Source organism: Pseudomonas sp. MWU12-2037, assembly GCF_023242345.1.
Classification (GTDB): domain Bacteria; phylum Pseudomonadota; class Gammaproteobacteria; order Pseudomonadales; family Pseudomonadaceae; genus Aquipseudomonas; species Aquipseudomonas gingeri_D.
Genome location: NZ_JALLIZ010000008.1, coordinates 244,344 through 267,484, shown reverse-complemented (window position 1 = coordinate 267,484; position 23,141 = coordinate 244,344). Strand labels below are relative to the sequence as shown.

The window sequence follows — 23,141 nt, the reverse complement described above, 5'->3', positions numbered from 1 at the left end:
ATATCAAGCTGACATCGTCAAGAATATGTCTATGTTTTTTATATTTTTTAACCAACCCTCAAAAAAAGCCAATATTTTGGCTGTCAACTGCAAACCTCAAACCCACGAGCTGGCATCACCGCTACTCAAACCACTCCCGCCGCTCCCTGAACGTGCCCAGCACCAGATCGACGATCAACTGCACCTCTTCCCTGCCCTCGGCCTCACGGCGAGTCGCCAGCCAGGCCCGACGCTGCATGGGTTCCTCGAACAACCCCGGCAGTGCCACCAGCCCACGATCGAAACGGGTGATATAACAAGGCAACAAACCGATGCAGGCGCTGCACCGGATCATTTCCAGCATCAGCTCATAGGAATGCACCTGCACCACGCCCGCCAGGCGCTGCTCCACCAGATGGTTCCACGGTTGGAAATCGTCGATCTGCCGGTCGTGCTGCCATTGCACCAACATGTAGTCTTCAAGATCGGCAATCACATCCGGGCGCGCCGCCACCCGCGAATAACGCTTGGCGATATGCGGCAGGTAATCCAGCCGTACCAGGGGCTGCGGCGGGCTGATGGCGAAGCTCGGCCCCGAGACCGGCGAGTCCGGACCGCACAGCCAGACCACCACGTCGGCGCTCAAGGCCTGCAAGGACATCACGCTGTCCACCGGAATGATTTCCAGGCGGATGCTGGCATTGCGACGCAACAGCGCGATCAGGTCGCGACCGAGGATGTCGTGCAGGATCGATTCGGCAATCGCCAGGCGTACCAACGGCTGTTCCATGATCGGCAGGCGTCGTTCATGGGCCAAAGCGATCAGTTGCGCCTGCAACTGCTGGCCGTCGCGGCTGAGGATCAGGCTACTGCCCTCATACACGAGCAGTGGTCGATTGGCGCGTTCTTCCAGCAACGCCAGCTGCTTGCGCAGTTGGGTCGACTTGATATTCAAGCTGCGCGCCGCCTGCATAAAGCAGCCGCAGCGGGCACTGGCCAGAAAGACCTGGGCCGTCTGCGGTTCCATCAGCCTGGCCAAGGCCAGCCAGGGCTCGTGCGGCTCGCTCGGGCTGTGGTAGTCCATGACGCCCACTCGCGGGGCGTCTTCATTCAACGACATAATACTGACTCCCTGTCGGCATCCGGGGACGCCCAACCATCCAATGGCAATTTCTTGTCAGGGCTTTTCTTCCAGCACCTGGTTCAAGGCCGTACCGTCGATACTCAAGGTCGCGGTGTTGAGCATGCCTGCCAAGTAAGCCTTGGCAATCTGTTCCTGACGCTGGCTGCGCAAGGCTTCGCGCAGACGGTCACGCAGTTCGTCCAGGGTCGCGGTGCGCGCCGGCTGCATTTCGTTGAGCTTGACGATATGGAAGCCCGCCGGACTTTGCACCGGATCCGCCACCGCACCGGTCTTGAGCCGCGACACGGCGCCACGCACCTCCGGCAGCAGTTGCTGCAGCGGTTGCAGACCGGCATCGCCACCGCGCTTGGCGCTGTCGCGATCCTGGGAATACTGGCCCGCCAGCGCGGCGAATTCGCCCGGCGCGGCCTGGGCCCGACGACTCAGTTCCACCGCCTGTTTACGCACGCTTTCCAGCGACTGCTGATCCGGCACGGCGAGGAAAATCTGGCTGACCCGGTACAACGGCGGCGTCTGCCAGGCCGATTTGCCGCTGTCATAGGCCTGTTGCAGTTCCTCGGCGCTGGGGTAGTCCGCCGGCACCTGGCTGACCGACGCCAGGTAGCTGCGAAAGACGATCTGCTCGGCGGCGGCGCGGGTCTGCTGCTCGATATCCGGGCGCTGCGGCCAGCCCTGGGCATCGGCCTGTTCGATCAGCGCCTTTTCCGCCAGGCGCGTCCGCAGCCAGCTTTCCAGGGCTGCACGATTGCCACGCAGTTGCTCACGGGAATCGGCCGGCAGGGCCGCAAACACGGCTTTCAGTTCCTGGGCATCGACTTGCTGGTTACCCAGGCGGGCCACGGCCGGGGCGTTCGACGTCGGTTGCAGCGTGGCGGGTGCCGGCTGCACCGCCGCCACCGGATCGCTGCCCGGGCGCATGACCAGGGCCAGCGCACCGACCAGCACGGCCAGCGCACCGGCGCCGGCCAACAGGTTGCGTTTTTTCACAGGGTCGCCTCCTCCTCATGGGCCACAGGCTCGACACCGGCTTGCGGTTGGGCCTGCAACTGCGCCGCCCGCTGGCTGTAGTCACGCAGGTAGACAATGAACTCCTGCAGCAGGCGATCCCAGAGTTCCAGGTTGCCGCGCAGGTAGTTGGCGCTGACACCGGCGGCCACCACCACATCCATTTCCATCACCAGGAACTCGCCCTGTACCGACATGCGGGCAAAACGCCGCGAAGCATTCCACAACTCGGCCAGGCCGGCCGGCAGCTCACCTTGCACCCGCAGGGCACAGCTGTAGGTGAAGTCGACATAACCCCCCTCGCCGGCCGCTGGATTACCGAAGCGCACGGCGTAACCGATGCCCTGGCTGGCGCTGAGCAGTTGCACGATACCGTTCTGCTCGGTGCGATTGACCCGGTAGCCGGCGCCTTGCAGCAGTTCGGTCAGGCTGTCCGGGGTCACGTGCTCGATCAATTGTTCGCTCATAAATTGTTCTTCCTTGCAGGTTATTGATTGACGGATGCGTGGGTCGCATCGAACTGGTTCTTGTAGAGGTTGTCGCCGAAGGTCTGCGCCATTTCCTCGAACTTGACCCGGGCCCCGCCGGCAAACGGCTGGCGAATCTTCATCACCTCGGCCACATCGATTTTTTCGTAGGCGGCGAGGATCTCCTTGGCGACCCCGTACATCTGTTGATTCTTGACCGAACATTGCTGCACTTGTGTGTCACGCTCGGTCAACTGCACCTGCAAGCGCGCGCGCTCGGCTTCCTTGGCCTTGGCCAGCACCAGCAGGTCGTCATAGGCTTTCTTGAACTTGCCCAACTGTTCGTTGCTGGCGGCGGCAAACGCCTGGGCCTGGTTTTGCAGGTTCTGTTGCTGGCCGGCCAACTGCTCGCTCAACCCCTTGGCCTTGGCCAGCTCTGCTTCGAGCTGCTTGATCTGCGCCTGGGCCGCCTTGGTCTGGTTTTCGGCGGCGATCCGTGCCGCGCCGGCCTGGGCCTGTTCGCTCTGCAACGCTTGCAATTGCTGGGTGGTGCTACGCAACTGGGTGCGCAGGCGCTCTTCCATGCCTTCGGCGGACGCGCCATTGGCCAGCGCCACGCCGACCAGCAGCAACAACGTCGACCAACGCACCTGGGCTCGCATGTTCATGGGGTCTCCCTCGCGCTTAGAAGCGCGTGTTGATTTCAAGCTGCATGACATCGATATCGAACGGCGCGCCATACACCGCCTCCGAGTTGAGCCAGCGCGCGGTGGCGATCACGTTCTTGTCCAGGCCGTAGTTGGCCCCGAGGAAGAAGCCCTTGGCGTTGGTCCCGCCGAGGTGGAACGAGTTGTCGTTGAAACCGTCGGGCAAGGCATCCGGCTGGATGTACTTGTAGCCGCCGAAGACGTTCCAGTCGCCCTGGCGCTTGAGGTCCAGGGCGTTGCCGAGGGTGAACTGGACCATCATGGCGTTGGCGCCGCTCTGGATTTTGCCGTCGTTGTCCAGGTTGTTGACGATCTGGCCCGCGGCCCGTCGGTTCATTTCGCCTTCGTCGTAGCCCAGGTTGTGCACGTAGTCGGCCTGGCTGCGCAGCTTGAAGTCTTCCGGCAGGTCGCTGTCGAGCACCAGGTTCAGGTCCAGCAGATTGAACTTCGAGGCCAGGCCGACGAATTGCGGTTGTGCCGTGGTGGTCGGGGTCAAAGGGTTGATGGCGATGTCCCGCAGCAGGAACACCGTGTTGCCCTTCTGCATGAACGCGGCGCGGGTGCCGTCGGAGCTGCAACCCGGGTCCCCGGCCCAAGGTCTACAGGTGTCGGAGCGCTGGCCTTCGATGTCGTCGAAACGATAGTAGGCCAACGCCCCCTTGAGCTTGTTGTGCTCGCTGAACTGCCAGGTCGCCCCGGCTTGCAGACCGTAGAGCCACTTGTCGGCGCTTTTTTGCTTGTCGTAGCCGTTGCTGCTGGCGGTGTCGGAGCTGTACTCGATGGGGAACGCGCCAACGGTGCCGAACACGCCCCAGTCGGCGTTGAGCTTCTGGTTGAAGATCGCCGCCACGCCGTCGAAGTTCAGGTCGGGGGAATACAAGATGTCGGTGGAGAAGAACGGGTTGGCGATCCGCCCGCCGGTCAGGCTCAAGCGGTCGGAGTACTTCCAGGTCAGGTAGCCCTGGTCGAGCCAGAGGTCCTTCTTGGCGAAACCACCACCGAGCACCTGGGTGGTCGAGACCGGGTTGTTGTCGGTACCGGTGCCGATGCGGATGCCAGCGGTCCAGTCCGGGGCGACAACCGCCTTCATGCCCAGCCGGGCGCGGATGCGCAGGGAGTCGCCGCGGTCTTCGCGGGTGTTGAGCAACGGCGGCAGGCTGGTGCTGGTTTTCGGGTTGACGTCGTAGGGGCCGCTGGCATTGAGCTTGGCAAAGTCGACGATCTGGTTGCTGTTGCCGCTGGAGTAATAACGCGACTCGTCGCGCAGGCGCAGGTCGCCGTCGAAGCTGATGCGCGAGACCCAATCCGGGAAAGTATTGGGCTGCGCCCAGTTTTCCTGCTTGGCGGTGGCCATGACTTCGGCCTTGACCTGGTCGCGGATCTGATCGCGGACAATGGCCGGGACGTATTGCACGCGAACCTCGCCTGGCGTCGCGGGCGGCCCGCTGGCGGCAACGGCGCTGGCCTGGCGCGCCTGCAGGGCTTCTTTCTCGGCCTGGGCGATCAGCCCGTCGGCCTGTTCCTGCTTGAGCACGCCCTGCTGCACCAGCAGGCGGATCAGGTTGATCGTGGCGTTTTCCGACGGCGCCGCGGGCGTTGCCGCTGCCGCCTGGCCGACCAGGGTCGCGATGACCAGGCCGACCGCCAGGCTCAATCGATTCACATTGGAAATCATTTGCACACAACTCCTATGACAAGACTGCGAATGGGGTGAACTAGCCGGGACGCCGGCCTTGCAAGGCAATACGCACCGGCAGGGTGATCGACGCCGGCGGCCGTTCGCTCAAACGCGGCGCGGCGCGCAGGGCGGCCAGTACCTGGGCATCGAGCTTCGGATCGCCACTGGACTTGACCAGCTCGGCCCGGGTGATCTCTCCGGCCGCGCTCAGCCAGATATCGGTCTGCAGCGCAAAAGCCAGGTTGCGCAGTTGCGGGTCTTCCTTGAGCAAACGCTGGAAGGAATACGCCAAGAACTGGCTGTAGGTGCCGTTGCCCAGGCGCCCTCCTCCGGCTCCGGCCATGCCGCCGCCCTTGCCCGCTCCGATGTTGAAAGCGTCACCGCCAGACTGGGCGTCGCCGTCGATCTGCATCGGGTTTTCCAGGTCGTTGACCGGTGACGGCGGCGCTTCGTCCTGGGGCTTGACCTGTTCCGGTTCCGGGGTCGGTTCGGGGATCTTTTCTTCCACCGGGGTTTCCGGCTCCTTGGGTTTTTCCGGCTCGGGTGGCGGTGGCGGAGGTGGCGGCAACGGAATCAGCATCGGCACCTTCGGTGCCTCCCGGCGCACACCACTCATGTCGTGGGCCCACTGCCACAGGAACCAGGCCGCAACGGCCCCCAGCAGCAGCCCCGCGCCCCATTTCAACGGGCGCAACGGCGACTTCTTCACGGGGTCGGGGCTGATCGGTAATTTCGCGGTCATGGTCAGCCCTGGGTCGGTTTGCCGGTGACCAGCCCGACCTGGGACAACTCCAGGCGCCGCAGCAGGTCAAGCACTTCGATGACTTTCTGGTACTGCACCGTGGCGTCGCCGCGCACGATGATCGGAAAGTCCGGACTCTGGGCCTTCTCGATGCGCAGGCGCTCCTCCAGCTCCGGCAGCGTCACCGGATAGGCGTCGAGAAACACCTGGCCACCGTCGTTGACCGAGATGGCCTTGGTCTTGGCCTGGGACAGCGACACCGAGGCGCTGGCCTTGGGCAGGTGGATCTGGATACCCGAGACCTGGGCGGTGGCGGTGAGGATGAACATCACCAGTACCACCATCAGCACATCCACCAGGGGCGTGATATTGATGCTGTCCACCGGGGCATCATCGTCATCGTCGTGGGAGGCATTTACGCTAGCCATGGCTGTTCCCCTCAGGCCGGAATCGACGTGGTGTGTGGATCGGCATGCACACCACGGCGCTGGGCGTTTTCGTGGGACTGGCTCTCGCCGTGCATCTCGGCCAGGCGGGTGATGAACTCGTCGACGAACACCCGCATGTCGGCGCTGACTTCCTTGTTGCGGGTGATCAGGCGGTTGTAGCCGAACAGCGCCGGGATCGCGACAAACAGGCCCATGGCCGTGGCCAGCAAGGCCGCCGCCATGCCGGGGGCGATGGCGTTGATATTCACGTCACCGGCCATGGCCGTGCCGAGGAACACCACCATGATCCCCAGCACGGTGCCGAGCAGGCCGATATAAGGGCCGCCGGCGATGGCATTGGACAGGGTCGACAGCTTCGAGCTCAGTTGCTGGTTTTCCCGGGTGCGCACGCCGTCCATGGAGCAGCGGATCGCCTCGATGGTCGCCGCCGAGACCGTCGAGGTATCGGCGCCCTGGGCACGGCGAGTACGGATCTCCTTGACCGCCACCAGGTACAGGCGCCACAGCGAGGAATGCTCCAGGCGGCGGGCCAGGTCCTGGTCGTCGGCAAACATTTCCAGGCGGGTACCGATCTGGGCGAATTGTTCGCGGAAGATATCGTTGGCCCGGCTGACCCGGCCCAGGGCGCTGTTCTTGCGGATCATGATGAACCACGACTGGAACATCATCAGCACCAGGACCGCGATGATCACCCAGGCGTCCGCCGGCACTGCCTTGAGCAGGAAGCCCAGGCTGCCGAAGCCGAAGCCCGATTGCTCTTCATCGGCACCATAGGCCACCAGCTTCGATTCGGCCCCCTGGGACATGGCATCGGCCAGCAGCGCGGCGGCCGGACGCACGACCTTGGACAGGCGCAGTTCGTCGATGGCGCCCTGGAAGGGTTGGTAGAGCGCGGCGACCGGAGCCGCCGGATCGGCTGCGACTATCGGCAACTCGGCACCCACGGCGATCGGCGAGTTGAACGCAGGGACTTCCTGGGCCAGGCTCGCGGTCTCGCGACCGTTGACGAACAGCGTCACCTTGCTGCCCTGGACGGTGACGGCCAGGTGCTGCCATTGCCCCGGGTTCAGCGCCTGGGTCGAAACCCCGCGCTGGCCATTGACCTCCACGAATGGCGTGCCCTGGCTGACACCGAGCACAAAGGCATGAGCGCCTTCACGGCGGGTGATCACCGACTGCTCGCCCGTGGCCTGGTCCAGGCGCACCCAGGCGCTCAGGGTCAGGGCACCGCCGGCGCTGTATTGCAGCGACGGGCTGGCCGGCAGCGACAAGGCCTGGCCGCCCAACTGCAAGGCACCGCCGATCACGCCGTCGATACGGCTGCCGGTGGCGTTTTGCGCGTTGTTGGCGAAAGCAGTGGCATCCTTCGGCGGCGTGCCTGCTGCGCCGTCAAAGTGATAGACCGCGGTGTAGTTGGGATCGAACGCCAGTTGGCCGTTGCTGACCGCCGGTGCCTTCGCGTTGCCGTAGTACATCCACAGGTCCTGGCGTTGGCCCCCTTCGACCTTGGGCACATCGACCCAGATCAGCGCCATGCCCATCAGCGGGTCGAAGCTTTCGATCTGGTAGTTGAGCTGGGTCTTGTCGTCCGCCGCGACAAAGCGCAGGTCCGAGCCGTCCTCCTTGACCCCGTCGAAGGTGAAGTTGCCGGTGTGCAGGCGCACCAGCAGGCTGCTACGGCCGGGAGCGTCGTTGATCGCCGCGCCTTGTGCCGTGGTGTCGACGGTAATCTGCTTGCGGTAGTGCCAGTCGTCCTGCCACCAGGCATTGGCGGTCGCCGGGAGCGCGAGGCCCAGGCAGATCAACAGGGATATCATCAGGCGCTGCATGAAAATTGCTCCGTAATTAGGTTCAGAAAGTCGCTTGCAGGCTGAAATGCAAACGCGAGTCCTGCTTCTGCGTGTTCGGTCCGTTGACCAGCGGGTAGCCCCAGTCGAGGCTGCCGGACAGCCATTTGCTCAGGCTGGCCCGAGTGCCGAGACCGACACTGGCCAGGCTGTAATCGGCTTTCTGCTCAGGCAGCGGCTCGCGCAGGTACAACTGGGCACCCTCGGCGAAGGCATACAAGCGCCACTCCTGGACATAGCTGCCCAGGTACTTGGCCAGGGACGGCGTGCGCAGCTCCTGGGAAAACAGAAAGCCTTGATCGCCGGTGACTTCCGCGGCGAGGTAGCCGCGCACCGAGGTGGCGCCGCCGGCGGACATCTGCTCGTTGGAAATCAGCGGCCCGGAGGCCAGTTGGAACGAGGTCTTGGACGCGCTCTGCCATTCGCCGAAAATGTCCTGGGTGTAACTCAGGTCACCCTTGAGCAGGGCGAAACTGGGGCTGGCGCGATAACGCTTGTTATCGAAGTCCTGGTCGTTGCTGCCGTAGCCGAAGAAGGCCCGGGTGCCGACCACCAGGCTCAGGCCCAGGCCCAGCTGGGATTTCTCGGTGTAGCGGTAGCCGTTGTAGCCGAAGGTCAACGGCGCGTACTTGAGCGGCACGGTGTCGCTGCTGCCGCCGAGCTTGAGCTGTTCCTTGAAGTCCTTGAAGTCCACGCCCAGCGACAACGAGTTGGACCAGATGCCGCCGCCCGGTACGGTGTAGATGCCCGAGACGCCATAGGAATGGCCCTTGCCCAGCACGTTGCTGCCGCCGATGGTGGCGACGTTGCTGTCGGACTGATAACCGGCAAACTGCACGGCCCAGCGGTCGTTCAGCGGCGCGCTGTAGGAACCGGACCAGACCTTGGCGTTGCTCTGGTCCTCGGGGGCGGTGAAATAGGTCAGGGAAATGCTGTGGCCCAATTGCCAGAGGTTGTCGTAGCCGATCGAGGTCACGGCGCGCAGGTCCTTGGTGTCGGCGCTGTGGTCGTTGTTCAGGCCGACACTGCCGTGCCAGGGGTTCTTGTCGTCCACTTGCAGGTCGACGTCCATGGTCCCCGGGCGCTGACCTTCGCGGACCAGCGGCATGACCTGGCGACCGGGGCTCTTGTTCAGCGCCGCCAGTTCACTCTGGACATGGGCAAAGTTGGGGACGTCGCCTTCCTTCAGGGCCGGGACATCGTCACGGATCTCCACCGGCGAATAGTGCTGGGCACCGACCACCCGGACCCGGCCGACCTTGGTTTCGCTGATCTGCAGGTAGACAATGCCGCCCTCGACCTTCTGCTCCGGCAACTCGACGTACACCGACTGATAACCCTTGGCCTGGTAGCTTTTCTGCAAGGCCTCGCGGGCGCCCTCGATATCGCTCAGGGCCTTTTGCGGACCGAGGAACGGGTACACCGCTTCCTCGATATCCCGCGCTTGCAGCACGGTGTTGCCACGCACGATATATTCGTTGACGTCGACCAACTTGGCCGGCGCCTCATCGGCCAGCAGCGGACGCCCCAGCACCGCCAGGACCAGGCCGCCACACACCGGCAGCCAGTGCCCGGCCAGTCCCGGTCGTGCCCTCTTGAAGAACAAATGCTCCACACCGCCCCCTTGATTCAAAATGGCCACGAACGCAGTCGAGGCCGCATGGGCCCGGGTCAATACCCCGGACACTTCAGTTATTCACGTTCGATATCGACGGGTGCCGGGCCAGCCAGGTATGCAGCTGGGCGAAGTTCAGGGAGAACTCCGGCATCTGCAGCAAGGCGCCGCAGAACACTTCACCGATGATTTTCTGGATCAACAGCACCGCCTGTGGGTGATCCAGCAGCGTGGCGATGTCCTTGCTCAGCACACTGAAGTTCCAGACCTTCTGGTTCAGGTCGAGGCCGACGAACCAGCGGAACAGCAGGTTGTAATTGAGCTGCTCGTAGAGTTGCTGCTCGCTGGGTACCGAATACAGCAGTTGCAGCAAGAGAATGTGCATGACGGTCTGGGGGGCGATCTGCATGCCGGAGTCGGCATTCAGCGAGCGCAGGAATTCACGATCGTCGTCGAGCAGGTCGTCGATCTGCGGACGCAGCAACACCAGGGAATGGCCGGGCGGGATATAGCTGGAGACTTCCTTCAGGGCGCCCTGCCAATCGTCCTGGGAGACAATCCAGACCCAGGGCGCGCCGTAGCGATAGACCGAGACGGGCTTCTTGCGTGCCGCCTCGACGATCTTCGACAAACGCTGATCCAGTTCCTGCATGCCTACCTTCGAGTAACGTTCCATAGTTCTCCTCGTCTCTCTCCCGGCCTTGCCATGGGCGTGGGGACATGTCCCCTTGCGTGCCCTTGACCGCTTCACATATCCATGACCGGGCTGGCCTTGTGCTACCGAACTTTTGTCATAAAAGCTTCATTCCGCGGCGGACGCAGATGCTCATTTCAAGGGGGAGCACGGACCTGTAGGAGCTGGCTTGCCAGCGATAGCGATGTTGGATTCACCACCGCTATCGCCAGCAAGCCGGCTCCTGCAGGAGGCGATCTCACAGGCAAAAAAAAGGCGGCCAGTACGGCCGCCCCTGAGGAGAAACATCAGATCATTACAAGGTCAGATTGCCCCGTTCCTCCTCGGTCAGACGGGCCCGGGCCTGCTCGCTCAACGGCCCGGCACCCAGCACTTGCACCGGGCTGTCGGGGTTGTAGCCCGGCGTGCCACGGCTGGCACCGTCACGCGAAGGCTCCAGGCGCTCCTGGCCGAAGCTCAGGACCTGCACGCTGAACACCGACGGCAGGTTCTGCCGCGCGCTAGCCTGCTGCTGGCGTGCGACGTTGTCGGCCGCCTGGGCCGCCGAGGTGGCCGCGGCGCTGGCCGAGGTGATCGCCCCGGTGTTGATCGACGCCACCACCGGCACGCCCGAAGACTTGCCCTGCACCTGGATATTCGCCGCGTTCACCACCTGCAAGGCGGCGATATTGACGTTGCCCGAAACCCGGATCCCCGCCTCCCCCGCGTCGATGGTGCCCAGTGGCGCGATCAGGTCGATATCGCCGGGCAGGACTTCCGGAATCGGGTTCAGCGTGGCAATACCGGCGCCGGTGCTCGGCACCGCCGGCGACAGGCTCACGTTGCCCCAGGTGTCATAGACCCGCTTGGGCGGCGTGTAGACCACGGTGGTCTTGGAACCGCGACCGGCGTTGATATCGCCTTCGGCCGACCAGGCGGTGATCGAACCGCCGAAGGTGGTCATGACCCGGCTCTGGCCCAGCAGGATGCTGTCCTGGGCGAAGAGCTGGATATTGCCCTGGCCCTGGGTGACGATCCCCGCCGTGGACGGCGGTGCGCTGCCTTCGATACCGAACACCAGGCCGCCACCGGGGGCAAGCATCTGGATATCGCCGCCGAAGTTGGTGTGCACGCCGGACGGGCCATAGAGGGTGATGGCGCCCTGGTAGAGGATCGGATTGCCGGCGACGTCCTTCTCCGGGAACAGCGCGGCAATGGCATCGCGGCCGCGCAGGTAGCTGCCCTGGCGAACACCGCCGGCCAGGGTGTACTCGCGGCCGGCGGCCTTGAGTTCGGCGAAGTAGACGGTGCGGGCAAAGATGTCCTGCTGCTGGGCCGGTAGCGCGGCGTAATAGGCCCGTGCTTCGTCGACGCTGCCGGTAAAGCCATAACGCTCGCCGAGCCAGGTCACCAGTTCGATATCGTAGGTCTTGGCCACCTTGCCCGGCTGGCTGGCCAAAGGTGTTCCGGCATCGACCTGGTTCGACGGGTCCAGATACGGGGCGATAAAGGCCTGGTAGTCAGGACCGTTGGGGCCGACGCCGGCCTGCATGACGATGCTGGCGCCCAGGCGGGAATCGCCGGGGACCACGGCGCCGAGGCTGGTGATGCTGGTCTTGTCCGCCATCAGGATATTGCGGCCGGCACTGACCACCAGGGTGCCGGGACCGGCAACGTTGAAGTTGCTGTAGAGGATGTCGCGACCGGCCGAGACCATGGAGATGTCGTTGGGGTTGTTCTGGACGAAGAGGTTGCCTACGGCCCGATAGATATTTCCGTCACTGATTTCTCCGGCAGGTGAACTACCACTGCTGACAATATCTCGCCCTGCCTGCATCCAGACAGATTCACCACCTTCATACCAGGATTGACCAAAACGAGAGTCGGTGGGCTCCGTAAAAGTTACGATGCGACCGCTTCTTACCCCGACAAGGTCTCCGTTCAGCGCGTAGAAACGTGCGGGCTCGGCGTCTGCGTTCCACAATCCGGAGGCGCTATCGGGACCGAACGCGAACAAAGGCCCGGCACCGCCGAAAGGTCGGTTGCCATCCGCCGATAGATTGCTGCTGCCGCTGATAATTGAATTGCTACCCGGTAATACGGCAACAAACGCAGGTCGTTCAGGTGTGGCCAGCGCATTCGGGGTTGCGCTGGATTGGCTGATGGTCAGATTACCGCCATAGATCGAATTGGCGGCCAGGAGCTGCAATTGTCCCTTGTTCGAGGGTGCCAAGGTCAGCGCGGCGGCAATGGCAGCGCCAGGGTTGTTGTTGGCCGCATCCCCATAATAGATGCTGCCATTAGCGGCAACGGCGTTCAGGATGGAAGGGTAGACCACGGCATTGTCGGACAACGCCCCCTGAATCAACGGCGTCAGGTTGCCACCCGCTGAAAACAGGTTGATGGCCGTATGGTCGGTCCACAATGAGAACCAGCTCAGGCCGCTGCCATGGCTGCCATCGCTGGTCAGGTAAGACGACGCATTCATCGCAACAATGCGCCCTGGGTCGCTGACCGTTTGCACAGCCAGATCGCCCAGAGTCGACAGGTCAAAGGTCGCATCTCCCGGGACCAGCGTCAGGCCCCCACCCGCAAGGCTTCGCGTTGAAGTAAAGGCTGCGTAGCCACGGGTCTCTCCCGGTGCCTGCTGGCTGCTATTGTTGCCATACAAGAGTGCCAGCGCACCGACGGTACTGCTGTCCAATGCGGCGTGACCGCGTAAGTTGGTGATTACCCCGTTCTGATCGTCGGTTGTCTGAGTGTTCGCGGCGACAGCCACTCCAGGGTTCAGATCGCCACCGACCCGCAAAGTAAGGTTACCGCCCCCGGTCACCTGCACACTGCCATCGGCTGCGACCCGCCCCGTGCTACCCACCGCCAATACCAGCCCCTCGGTACGCAGGTTGACACTGTCGGTGCCAATGGCATGACCGGCCAAACTCGCCAACACCCCCGCATTGCCCGTGACCTGAACGTTCAGGTTGCCACCGCCGAGGGTGCCGAGCCCGGTAAAACCGACCATCTGATCCGCACCAGAAGTCATCGATGCGGCGTAGGTGCCGAAATTGATCCACCAGGCGGTAGGCTGCGGCGAAGCTCCGGTATCGACGTTTCCACTACCCTGACGCCAGAGCCAATTGGCGACATCGGCCGAATCATGGTCGGTATCGCCGTTGGGTTTGGATATCCCGTTGGCAGTAGGCAAGACAATATTCCCGCTCAAATCGCCACCGACCTTGAGCGTCAGGTTGCCGCCCCCCTCGGGATACCAGGCACGATAGACACTATCGGTACCGCCGTTTACCAAACTCTCACTACCACCGAACAAGGCATTGAGCACAGATCCACTGGCGCCTGCTGCCCTGGGTTGGTTATAGAGATCATTGGCTGACGCTGGGGTGGAGGACGTACCCGCTGTGTAGACGCCAAATAACGAGTCCATGCTCAGATTACCGGCGGAGACGAGTTCAAGATCGGCGGCACCGGTACGAATGACACTGAAGCGCGAACTACCAGCGTTGACGGTGTAGGCCGAGCCTGGAATTGTCGTGCAACCTCCAGGAGTATCCGTACAAAACGTTGGCCAACCTATTGCCGCGAAATCAATAGGTTGGCCAACCATGCTGAGGTCCCCCCAATAAGCAAGAGATCCTGCTTCGGTGTAGACCAACGCCCCGACGCCGTACATCCCATAATGACTGTCGGCAAGATGTATATCGCCGTGGGCGGGACTGACTTGTACAACGCGGTTGTCCGCCGCCGTGGTATCCGCGCCGGCCACCAGACGCAATGACCATGACTGGGAGTCCTCGGCGAGCATCGGGGCGACGCCCCAGAGTTCGCCCTGGCGGCCACCGACTTCAGGGCGCAGTTGCACCGAACCCACCCCGCCCGGGAGCAGCACGTTGGTCCCCGACGGGATCAACGCGCCACGAGCCAGGGCCAGATCACCATTGAGTGCAAGTACATTGGTTGACGGCTGGGAGCTACCGGCGATGCTTGGCAGCGCCACGCCCCTGGGCCAACTGAATGCACGCAGGGCCGTATTGGCGCTCAACAGCGTACCGGCATCTAGCTGCGTGCCGGCCGGCAGGCTTTGCGCCTGGGTCAACTGCGTACCGGCGGCGAACAGAAGATTACCATTGCTATCACGTACCGCAGCAGCCAGCACGGTACCAGCCGGTAGCAACAATGGCTGGTCCAGGGTAGCGCTGACGGGTAAACGCGTGCCCGATACCAGGGTCACGGCCCTGAGCGGTACATCGTAGTTCAAGGTCGACCCCGCCGGAAAAAGGGTGCCGTCGGCCAAGGTCACGCCCGCTCCGGGTACCACGATATTGCCACCCGAGAAATCAATCCCGGACAACAGCAACCAGCCTGTGTCGTCATCAGTCTTCGGTGGCGGCGCAAAGCCGTCGGTAATGCTGCCGTAGATATTCAGATCACCGCCGGCACGCAAGGCCAGCTTGCCCACTTCGCCAGAGCCGTACACCCCGGTTTTCTGGGTGAAGGGATTGAGGCTGGCATAGCGATAACCGGACAGGTCGACATCCCCCTGAACCACCAGGTCGCCTCCCGGCGTGGCGCTGACAATCTCAACTGCCGGACGCAGGTGCAGGGCATCACCATAAGTGGCGTTATACAAACCGGCGAGCTTGTTCTGCAGCAAGTTGTTGTTGAGCAGCGCCGCGTCGACAAACGCACTGTTTTGCTGGTCGATGCCATCCAGGTAAGCCTGGGTGATTACCTGGTAAGGCCGACCACTGGCCGCAGGGTCGGCGCCCAACGGTGCATCGCTGTACTGCCAGGTGCCATTGACGGCGATGGAACGCGCCCCGCGAATCGCCAGGTTGCCGCTGGCATCGATGGCGATATCGCCGGCCGAGACTCCGCCCAGACGTGGCGCATCGAGCTCCAGGGTACCCCGCGCTCGGCCATCGTTCTGGCCCGGCCCGCTGCCCAACGCGACGCCAGTACCGGCCCGTAGATCGATGGTGGCGCCACTGGCCAGGGTCAACAGGCCCTGGCCGGAGTTCAGCTCGACCATGGCGCGGTTCGGCGAATCGATGATCTTGCCTTGGCTATCGACTTGCAGACCGCTGCCATGGGCATCCAGCACCGCACCACCGGCCAGGGTCAGACCTTGGCTGGCCGACAGATTGATACTGCCCACCTGAACGCCGCTGGCATCGACCTTGCCGTTGACCAGCAGGCTGCCGTTATCCAGCGAAACCACGATGGCATTGGCCTTGAGGTCGTTGCCGATGGTCAGGTTGCCCTGCTTGATCTGGAAGGTCCGGGCGCCATAGACCTGCCCTTCGTTCAGACGTTGGTTGAGGGCGGCGAATGACGCATCTTCGGCACCGCTGGCCCCCAGGCGCTGGGCCTGGATACTGGCAAAACCACCCAGGTAAGGCAGATAGGTACCGCCGGCATCGTAGACGCCGCTGCTGCTGCCCAGGATGCTGCCTTGCAAGTCCACCAGCCCTTCAACCGGGTCCACGGCCTGGGCGGTGAATTGACCGGCCCGGTTGTTCTGCGCCGACAGGTCGATACGCGAACCCGCGGCCTGGTAGATATTACCGGTGGTGCTTTTCAGGGTGACGTCACCCCCCCAGCTGTATTGCGTCACATCGTTGAATTTGATCGCCCGACCGGCCATATCGATCTGCGCGCCGTCACCCAGTGTCAGGTCTTGCGTGGCGGTCAGGTTCAATTGGCCACTGGACAACACCACCGCGGTGTCGAGGAGCAGGCTGTTGGCGTTCAACGAGAGTTTGGCACCCTGGCCGCCGGTGCGGGTCTGGGTGCCGGACAGTGCCGCAACGTTGAGTGCCCCACCGACGGTGATGGTGTTCACCGAGCCGGCTTCGCCCGTCAGCAAGGGCGTGGAGATATTCAGGTTGCCACCGCTGTAGGAGAAGCCCGAGCCCGCCTGATAAGCGCCCTGGCTCTGGTACACCGACAGGCTGCCTTTGTGGTTGGCGGTTACCTGTTGGCTGGCACTGATATCGACTTGGGAAAAGCCAAGGAGCAGCCGGTCCAGGCTGGCGACCGAATTCGGCTGGGTGTACGGCCCGTAGCCGAACTCGAGGGTTTCGGTCTGCAGGTTCAACCGTCCACTGCCAGTACCGGCACCGCCGGCGACCACATTGCCAGCGGGGTTGGCTGCACCATTCCAGATCAGGTCGGCGGTGTGGATGGTCGCTACATCAGCGGCACCGCCAGCGCCATAAATGGCCGGGGTACTGAGAATCAGGTTGCTGAGCAGGGATTTTCCGGTCAGCGGGTCATAGGTATCAAGGGTCGTGCTGCCGTACACATTCACGCTGTCGTGAGCGGCCAGTTCAAGGGTTTCCAGGGCCGGAGCGCCGTATTGGGTATCGCCTTTGAGCAGGCGCGCCAGCACACTCTGGTTCAAACTCAGGCCAGCCGGCAACAGGTTGCGGCTGGCGGCATCGGCCAGGGCCTGGTCGCTGCCGAGGTTGACGGCACTCAGGGCCAGGGTCAGGTGGCGCGTGCCATAACGCACGTTATCGTCGAGCACGAAATCGTTGCCCGTCCCCACGACGATGGAGCCTGAGGAATACAGCTCCGTTTGCTCGGTACAAGGCCCCGAATTGCAGACGCCGATATGGATACCGGCAGCACCTGGCGATGACGGTGCCAGGACCTGAAGCAATCCGTTGGAAACCCCGAGGAAGTTATAGTGATTGATGTCCGAGGTGGTCAGATTGTAGATATAACCTTGGCTGGCATCATACGCAGTGGAGCCCATACCCAGGGTGTTGATCGAAGCGCCCTGCTCGACCGTGATCGCTCCGCCATTGGACACCAACAGCACCTCAGGTGCCGCCAGTTTCACCCCGCTACGCAGCACCACGCTGCTGCTGAGGTTGAAACCCAAGCCGATGTAATTTCCGCCCTGTCCATAAGTGATCGTCGGCATGCCGCCAATCATCAGGCTCGCGGCGCCCAGGGCGTTCAGACTACGATCATCTACCGTGACACCGGCAAAGGCTGACGAAGCCGGTGCTCCTGCCGATACCACTTCGATCGCGCCATCACTGATCACCCCGACCGTACCCGCATGACCGCCTTGCGCGGCACCGAAACGACCAATACCGTCGAATGAAAAGGCGCTACCGCTGGCACCTTGCACCAGGTTCAGTTGCAGGCTTTTCGCATCCGCTTCGATCATCGGGCGCGGTACGCCCAATCTCGCAGCGTCAGCTATGGCAAATTGGCTATAGCTGGTTTCGTTGTATTGCGAATAGGTGCGCAGTACGCTCGCCGAAGTCAGGATGACCTGATTGGCAACGCTGTTGCGAATACCGGTATTGGCGATCGACAGCTGCCCTGCCGTGCTCCAGGAACCATTGCGCATGGCCTGTGCCCCGGTCGCCGTGCCAATACCCGCCAGACCGTTCAATTCGACCCGGAAGGCGCCAGGCAGCAGTGCGTAGGTTGAAGGCAGCAGCGTATAGGTGCCGGGCGCCAGTCCCGGTACCCCGGCGCCAATGGTGATTTGCTGGCCGAGTACCGGGTCCTGAGAGCCAGACTTGCCTGCCGACGGCGCATACACCTGCTGCACGCCGGGCACAATGGCATACACCGGGTTGGTCGCCAGGCCCGGCAAGGTAAAGGTGCCGTTGGGATTGACCTGTACCAGCGGATTGTAACGCGCGTCGGTGGAACCACCGCGACCGGAAACGAAACCGGCACCAAGCAGATCGCCGCCACCGGAAAGATCCAGGATGGCATCGGCTGCCACCACGATAGACTGACCGCCCATGATCACACCGATCCCGCGACCGTTATTCAAGCCGGCCTGACCATACAAGGCGACATTCTGGCCGTTGTACAGATAAGTCTGCCCGTCCGAGGTCCCGCCGTAAGGCATGATCAGGCCGTTGCCGCTGACGGAAGTGAGACTGTCGGGCAGCAACTCCACGCGTTTGGTGCTGCCATTGCCAAGTTGAATCAGCCCCAGCGGCGCGCGCACCACACCGCCTTGCTCAATATTGGGGGCGAGCAGGGTCAGGCTGCCAAACGCCGAATACGGCAGTTGGGGAATCGCCTGGGTGGTGCGACCTATGGTCAAGAGCCGCGTTCCCAGTGTATCCCCTGCCCCCGCTGACACTGCCGCGATACTGCCCGTTTCGGGATACAACTGCGCGGCGCTCAGATGCAGATCGCCAGCCGTGATCAGTTGCGTCGATGGAGTCGCGGTACCTGTTGGTATACCTGCCAGAAAGCGCAAGTCACCCTGGCTGGTCAGATTCACCTGATCGAAACCGCGTCGCTCGACCTGCTGCACCACTGGGGCCCGGTCATCGCGGCTCTTGACAAAGGAGCCTTTGGAACCGAACACCACATTGTTGCGCAGGTCGATCACCGCCCCCTCGGCAGAAAAATCAGCTTGGCTCGGTAATAACGAACTGGAAAAACCTCCTGTGGATACGGGGGATGTATCGTATGAGAGGATTGGAGGCTGGACCCCAGCGAGCAACAGGGAAGGCGCGGCAACATGGACGTGAATATTGTCCGACACATTTTCCGGCAACGTGAATGCACCAGCATAGAGTTGCAGGCTCTGGCCCAAGCGAAGGTCCAGATTACCGTTGAAGGACAGGAAACCCTGACTGTAGAGGGCGAGATTATCGAATCCACCCGTCTGGACCTGATCGGCGGCCAGTTGCCCGTGGCCGTAGACCAGCGCATTGAGGTCTGGAGCGAGGCCGGAGTCGGCGGTTTGCCCCAGTACCAGTTCTCGAACCTGCAACACGCGGTCGGTCGCTATCGGGACTGTGCCGCCAGTGAGCGAGTAAAGCGGCGTCTGCAATACCACCGACAGACTGCCTCCCGCCGCCCCCTGGCCGCCGGCACGGGCGGTGAAACTGCCCAACAGATAGAGGCCATTGTTGGACCCCAGGGAAATGCTGCCGCCATTACTGGCCACCAGCGTGCGGCCCTGACCGGCGATATCCAGGTTGGCCTGGGTGCCCGAGGCCTCCAGGCGTGCACCTTTGCTCACCACGATAAAAAGATCGGCCGCCGTGGCGGTGCCGGCCGCCGCATTGATTGCACCGCCGCCGATGACAATGGAGCCGCCGCCGGACACCTGGCCGTAGACTTGCCCACGCATGTCCACTGCGGTGGCCGCCCTTGCCGCGACATCGATCAGCGCCTCATCGCCAAGTAGGATAGAGCGACTATTACCTGTGCCATTTACATCCTGCGAAGGGTCCACGGCACCGACTTCATTGAGGCTGACTTTCCCGCCCCAGGCATTCAGCGTGCCGTTCACGGTCAGTTGGCCAATACTGCCCAGGCTGATGGCCTGACCCGGATCGACACTGATCACCGCGCCACTGCCCACGGTCAGTACAGTGGTTGCCCGCTGTGCATCCGTGGGGTTGAGCGTACCGGCCTTCAGGCTCAAGCTGGCGCCGCGCCGTTGAGTCAGCACGCCCTTGAGCGGATCCTGTTGATAGAGGTCAGGTGTCCAGATTTGCAGCGCCTGCGCCGGGTCGCTGCCGGAAGCGACGGTGGTGGCATTGTCGCCCAGACGATAGACCGGTTGGCTCACGTCCACCTGAGTACCGTCGGCGACGGTCAGCCCCTCGTTACCCGTGATGTCGTAGGCCGAGAAACCTTGCTTGAAGAAGTCACCGTCCAGTTCGACCGCACCGCTTACCGGTGTTGTCGGCGTACCGATCACCACCTGGCTGCTTTGCAGGGTCAAGGTGCCGCCGCCGTTGACACCCACGGCACGAATATCGCCGCCCAGGCTCAGCACACCGCCCACGCCGAAGCCCCCGGCATTGGCCGCCAGGATCAGGCTGCCCCCCTTGCCGCCGAGGAGCTTGCCGTTGGCCTGCAACACCGCGCCGGACGACACATCGATCAGGCTTCCGGCCTGCAGGCTCAGATTGCCGCTGCTGCGCAGGGAAACCAGGCCGCCGTTGACATAGGGCAGGCCCTGGTTGTCGGTCGAGTCCAGCAACTGGTTGGTCCACAGGCCCGCGGTGTTGAGCGTTACACCCGCGGCCACGGTGGTACTGGCCACTGAACTGCCGGGAGCTGCGATCAGCGTGTCTTGCAGCTTGAACGACTGATTAGGGTCGATCTGATTCAATACGTTGCCCAATTGCAGCGTACCGCCACGGGCCGTCAGGTCGGCATTCACCGTGACTTGCGGGCCATACAGGGTGATGGTGCCGCCATTGGTGACACTCAGGTTGTTATCGACCTCAATCTGTTGTTTGGCGGCGACCTTGATTGCGCCCAGCTGGAAACCGTTGAGCTGGTTGGTGTCCAGCACCAGCGTGCCTTGCCGGCTAACCGGGACCACTGAACCGAGGTCCACGCCCGCAGCGATGGCAGTCGGGTTGGCCGCGAAGCTGACCTGATTCAGGCTGGCGCCGAGGTTGTAATTGACCACCCCCGCGATCGGGTCGTAGATCGGTGTGTAGGTGCCGGCGATCAATTGCGCGCGGCGAGACACCGCCGTCTGCGATTGCTGATAACCATCGAGGGTCGGATTGGCGGCCTGATTCTGCTGAGGCCCCTGATACACATCACCGATCACCTGACCTTCAAGTACCGCGCTGCTGGTCGAGACCACCAGGTTGCCGGCGTCGCGACCCACGGTGTAGCCCAGCTCGTAACGCTGGCGCGGAGCGATCAACGGATTGTAGTAATAATCCGTCTGCCCCCAGCGCAGGCTCGTCTCGGCGAAACCCTTGTAGACCCCGGTGTAGAGCAGGTCGCCCGGGGCGCTGGACAACTCATACAGACGCCCGTCGGAGCCCGTCAGCCAGGTCTGCTTGATATAGCCACTCTGCACATCCAGGGTACCGCCGGACAGATTGATCTGGGCGCCCTGCTGGGTGACCACATCCTTGCCGGTAAACGTCAGGGTGCCACCCTGGGCCATCCACTCGCCGACGCCATGCCCTTGCGTGCCCAGGTAACCGCTGACTTCCAACAAGCCGCCGGCGGTGTACCAACGCGCCGTGGGGTAACCGTCGGTGCCGGCCGGTACATAGACCAGGTCACGCACATCGACCCAGACATCGCTGCTGCTCAGCTTGCCTGCATCACGGTTGCCAGAAGCGTCACGCAGCTCGTTGCCCTGCACGTTGACCTTGATCGAGTTGGCCTCCATGGCCACCTTGACTCCGACCGCACCGGATACATCGATGATCGAGCCGTCGCGCACCAGGCTGCGTTGCCCTGCGCTGACCGCAACCTGGCCGCCGGTGGCGAGGGTCAGCGAACCGTTCTGGAAATCCACGGTACCGCCGCTGACGATCTCCACCCGAGACTGCTCGATGCGGTCGACCACGCTGCTCAGGTTATCGAACTTGCCGGTGATCAGGTTGCTGGGGCTACCGTTGAGTGCGGCCAGTGCGGCGGCGCGCTGGCTGTCCAGGCCGGTCGTGCTGGCATCGAGCAGGATAGCGGTGGTGCTGCCCGTGCCCAGGGTGATGCTGCCGGTACTGTCACCCGCCGAGTTGAGCAAGTGCACCGTGCCACGGGTATTGGTCGAGGTGCTGCTGGCGATCACGCCGTTTTGCAGCACCTGGTGGCCAGTCAAGGTGATATCGCCGGTGGACGCGGTGATCAAGCCGCTGTTGATCACCGTCCCGGAACGGCTGCCGCTGTTCAGGGTGCTGGCCACCTCGTTGCCACGGGTGGTCGAACGCGGGTTGCCGGCAGTGGATAGCCCTTGGCGAATATAGAAGTTGTCGCCCGCCGCCAGGGTGACCTGGCCGTTCGGGGTAACCAGGCTGCCGTCGTTGAGCACCTCGCTGCCCAGCAGCAAGGCATAACCGCCCGAGTCGGTGGATGTCGCGGGATTCAAGGTCTGGATCTGCGCCCCGCGCTCTACCTGGATCTGCCCCACGGCATCGGTAAAGGTCGGTTGTGTGCCGGTGCTGTCGACATACAACCCCTTGCTGAACTGGGAGTCGCTGATGTTTGCGGCGGCGGCCACCAGGTTACGCACGTTGACCTGGCTGGTACCGCTGAAGATTACCCCGTTGCGGTTGACCAGCATGACCGTGCCATTGCCCTTGATCTGGCCCTGGATCTGGCTCGGTCGGGCCTGGGGGTCATTGATCCGGTTGAGCACGGCCCAGTTCGACTGCTGGGAGAAATCGACGGTGGTATTGCGCCCGACGTTGAAGGTTTCCCAGTTGAGAATGGCCTTGTCGGCAGTCTGGGTGATGGTCACGGTGGTCTTGCCATCGGCCTGGGTCTGCACCGGCGCCTTGGCATTGAGCCAGCCCTGGGTCAGTCCGGTATCGACCTTCAGGCCGCCCTCCCCCAGGCCGTCCGGCACCGTCGGCAGACGAGCCAGGGCAGCCTGGCGGCCAGCGGCCTGCGCCGCCTGTTGCGCGGCAATCGCGGCGACGCTGTTATTGAAGTTGGCCAATGACCGCTGCAACTGCTGGTTGGCCTGCTGCTGTTGCGCCAACGGTGGCGGCATGCCCGGCAACTGTACACCCGGCTGGCCGGCACTAGCGGCCTGGGCAGCGCCCTTGTCGGCAAACCAGCCAGCACTGAATGCAGTCTGCGCCTGGGCACTGCCGGCCACCAGCAACAGGGCAATCGCCTGGGCCACGGGCTTGAGCGCCCATATCGACGGTTCGCCATGGCGCGCTTGAGCATTAAGTCTTGCCGGAGGTTTGCAGCGGAGCATCACTACCCTTCCTTATCTGTTGCACAGTGGGCTGCCACGCCAGCCTGTCGCAGGCCGGTGTCGCTTATATGACTAAGGCGGATACCGGGGATCGGGACCGAACCTTTGTCATGGAATATTCAT

11 protein-coding genes are annotated in these 23,141 nt (G+C 63.1%); all 11 read right to left on the bottom strand.

Features of this window, described 5'->3' with window-relative positions; genetic code table 11:
* Positions 1-121 precede the first annotated feature (121 nt).
* Positions 122-1,099 (bottom strand): LysR family transcriptional regulator, encoded by a 978-nt coding sequence (locus tag M5B42_RS17180; protein WP_103494075.1) that lies wholly within the window; start codon positions 1,097-1,099, stop codon positions 122-124.
* Between the two features lie 57 nt (positions 1,100-1,156).
* On the bottom strand, positions 1,157-2,110 hold the full coding sequence (locus tag M5B42_RS17175) for a peptidylprolyl isomerase (RefSeq protein ID WP_248746509.1): 954 nt from the start codon (positions 2,108-2,110) through the stop codon (positions 1,157-1,159).
* Positions 2,107-2,595 (bottom strand): YbjN domain-containing protein, encoded by a 489-nt coding sequence (locus tag M5B42_RS17170; RefSeq protein ID WP_248746508.1) that lies wholly within the window; start codon positions 2,593-2,595, stop codon positions 2,107-2,109. Before M5B42_RS17170 ends, M5B42_RS17175 begins: the two co-directional genes overlap by 4 nt.
* A gap of 20 nt (positions 2,596-2,615) precedes the next feature.
* Entirely contained in the window at positions 2,616-3,263 is a 648-nt protein-coding gene (locus tag M5B42_RS17165; RefSeq protein WP_248746507.1) for a DNA repair protein, read from the bottom strand.
* Positions 3,264-3,279: 16 nt separating this feature from the next.
* Complete coding sequence (locus M5B42_RS17160) at positions 3,280-4,977, bottom strand: putative porin (protein ID WP_152738897.1); 1,698 nt, start codon at positions 4,975-4,977, stop codon at positions 3,280-3,282.
* A 40-nt stretch (positions 4,978-5,017) separates the two neighbouring features.
* Positions 5,018-5,722, bottom strand: a complete 705-nt coding sequence (locus M5B42_RS17155) for an energy transducer TonB (RefSeq protein WP_152738895.1) — start codon at positions 5,720-5,722, stop codon at positions 5,018-5,020.
* A 2-nt stretch (positions 5,723-5,724) separates the two neighbouring features.
* The gene (locus M5B42_RS17150; protein ID WP_103495630.1) at positions 5,725-6,150 is read right to left on the bottom strand and encodes a biopolymer transporter ExbD; all 426 of its coding nucleotides are present in this window, start codon (positions 6,148-6,150) and stop codon (positions 5,725-5,727) included.
* 11 nt (positions 6,151-6,161) lie between these two features.
* Positions 6,162-8,000: a MotA/TolQ/ExbB proton channel family protein gene (locus M5B42_RS17145; RefSeq protein WP_248746506.1), complete on the bottom strand. Its 1,839-nt coding sequence runs from the start codon at positions 7,998-8,000 to the stop codon at positions 6,162-6,164.
* A gap of 22 nt (positions 8,001-8,022) precedes the next feature.
* A complete protein-coding gene (locus tag M5B42_RS17140) occupies positions 8,023-9,633 on the bottom strand; it encodes a ShlB/FhaC/HecB family hemolysin secretion/activation protein (RefSeq protein ID WP_248746558.1) in 1,611 nt (536 codons plus the stop codon).
* Between the two features lie 73 nt (positions 9,634-9,706).
* Positions 9,707-10,309 (bottom strand): transposase, encoded by a 603-nt coding sequence (locus M5B42_RS17135; RefSeq protein WP_177098958.1) that lies wholly within the window; start codon positions 10,307-10,309, stop codon positions 9,707-9,709.
* Between the two features lie 313 nt (positions 10,310-10,622).
* Positions 10,623-23,018 carry a filamentous hemagglutinin family protein gene (locus M5B42_RS17130; RefSeq protein ID WP_248746505.1) on the bottom strand — a complete coding sequence of 4,132 codons (12,396 nt, stop codon included), beginning with the start codon at positions 23,016-23,018 and terminating at the stop codon, positions 10,623-10,625.
* Positions 23,019-23,141: the final 123 nt, after the last annotated feature.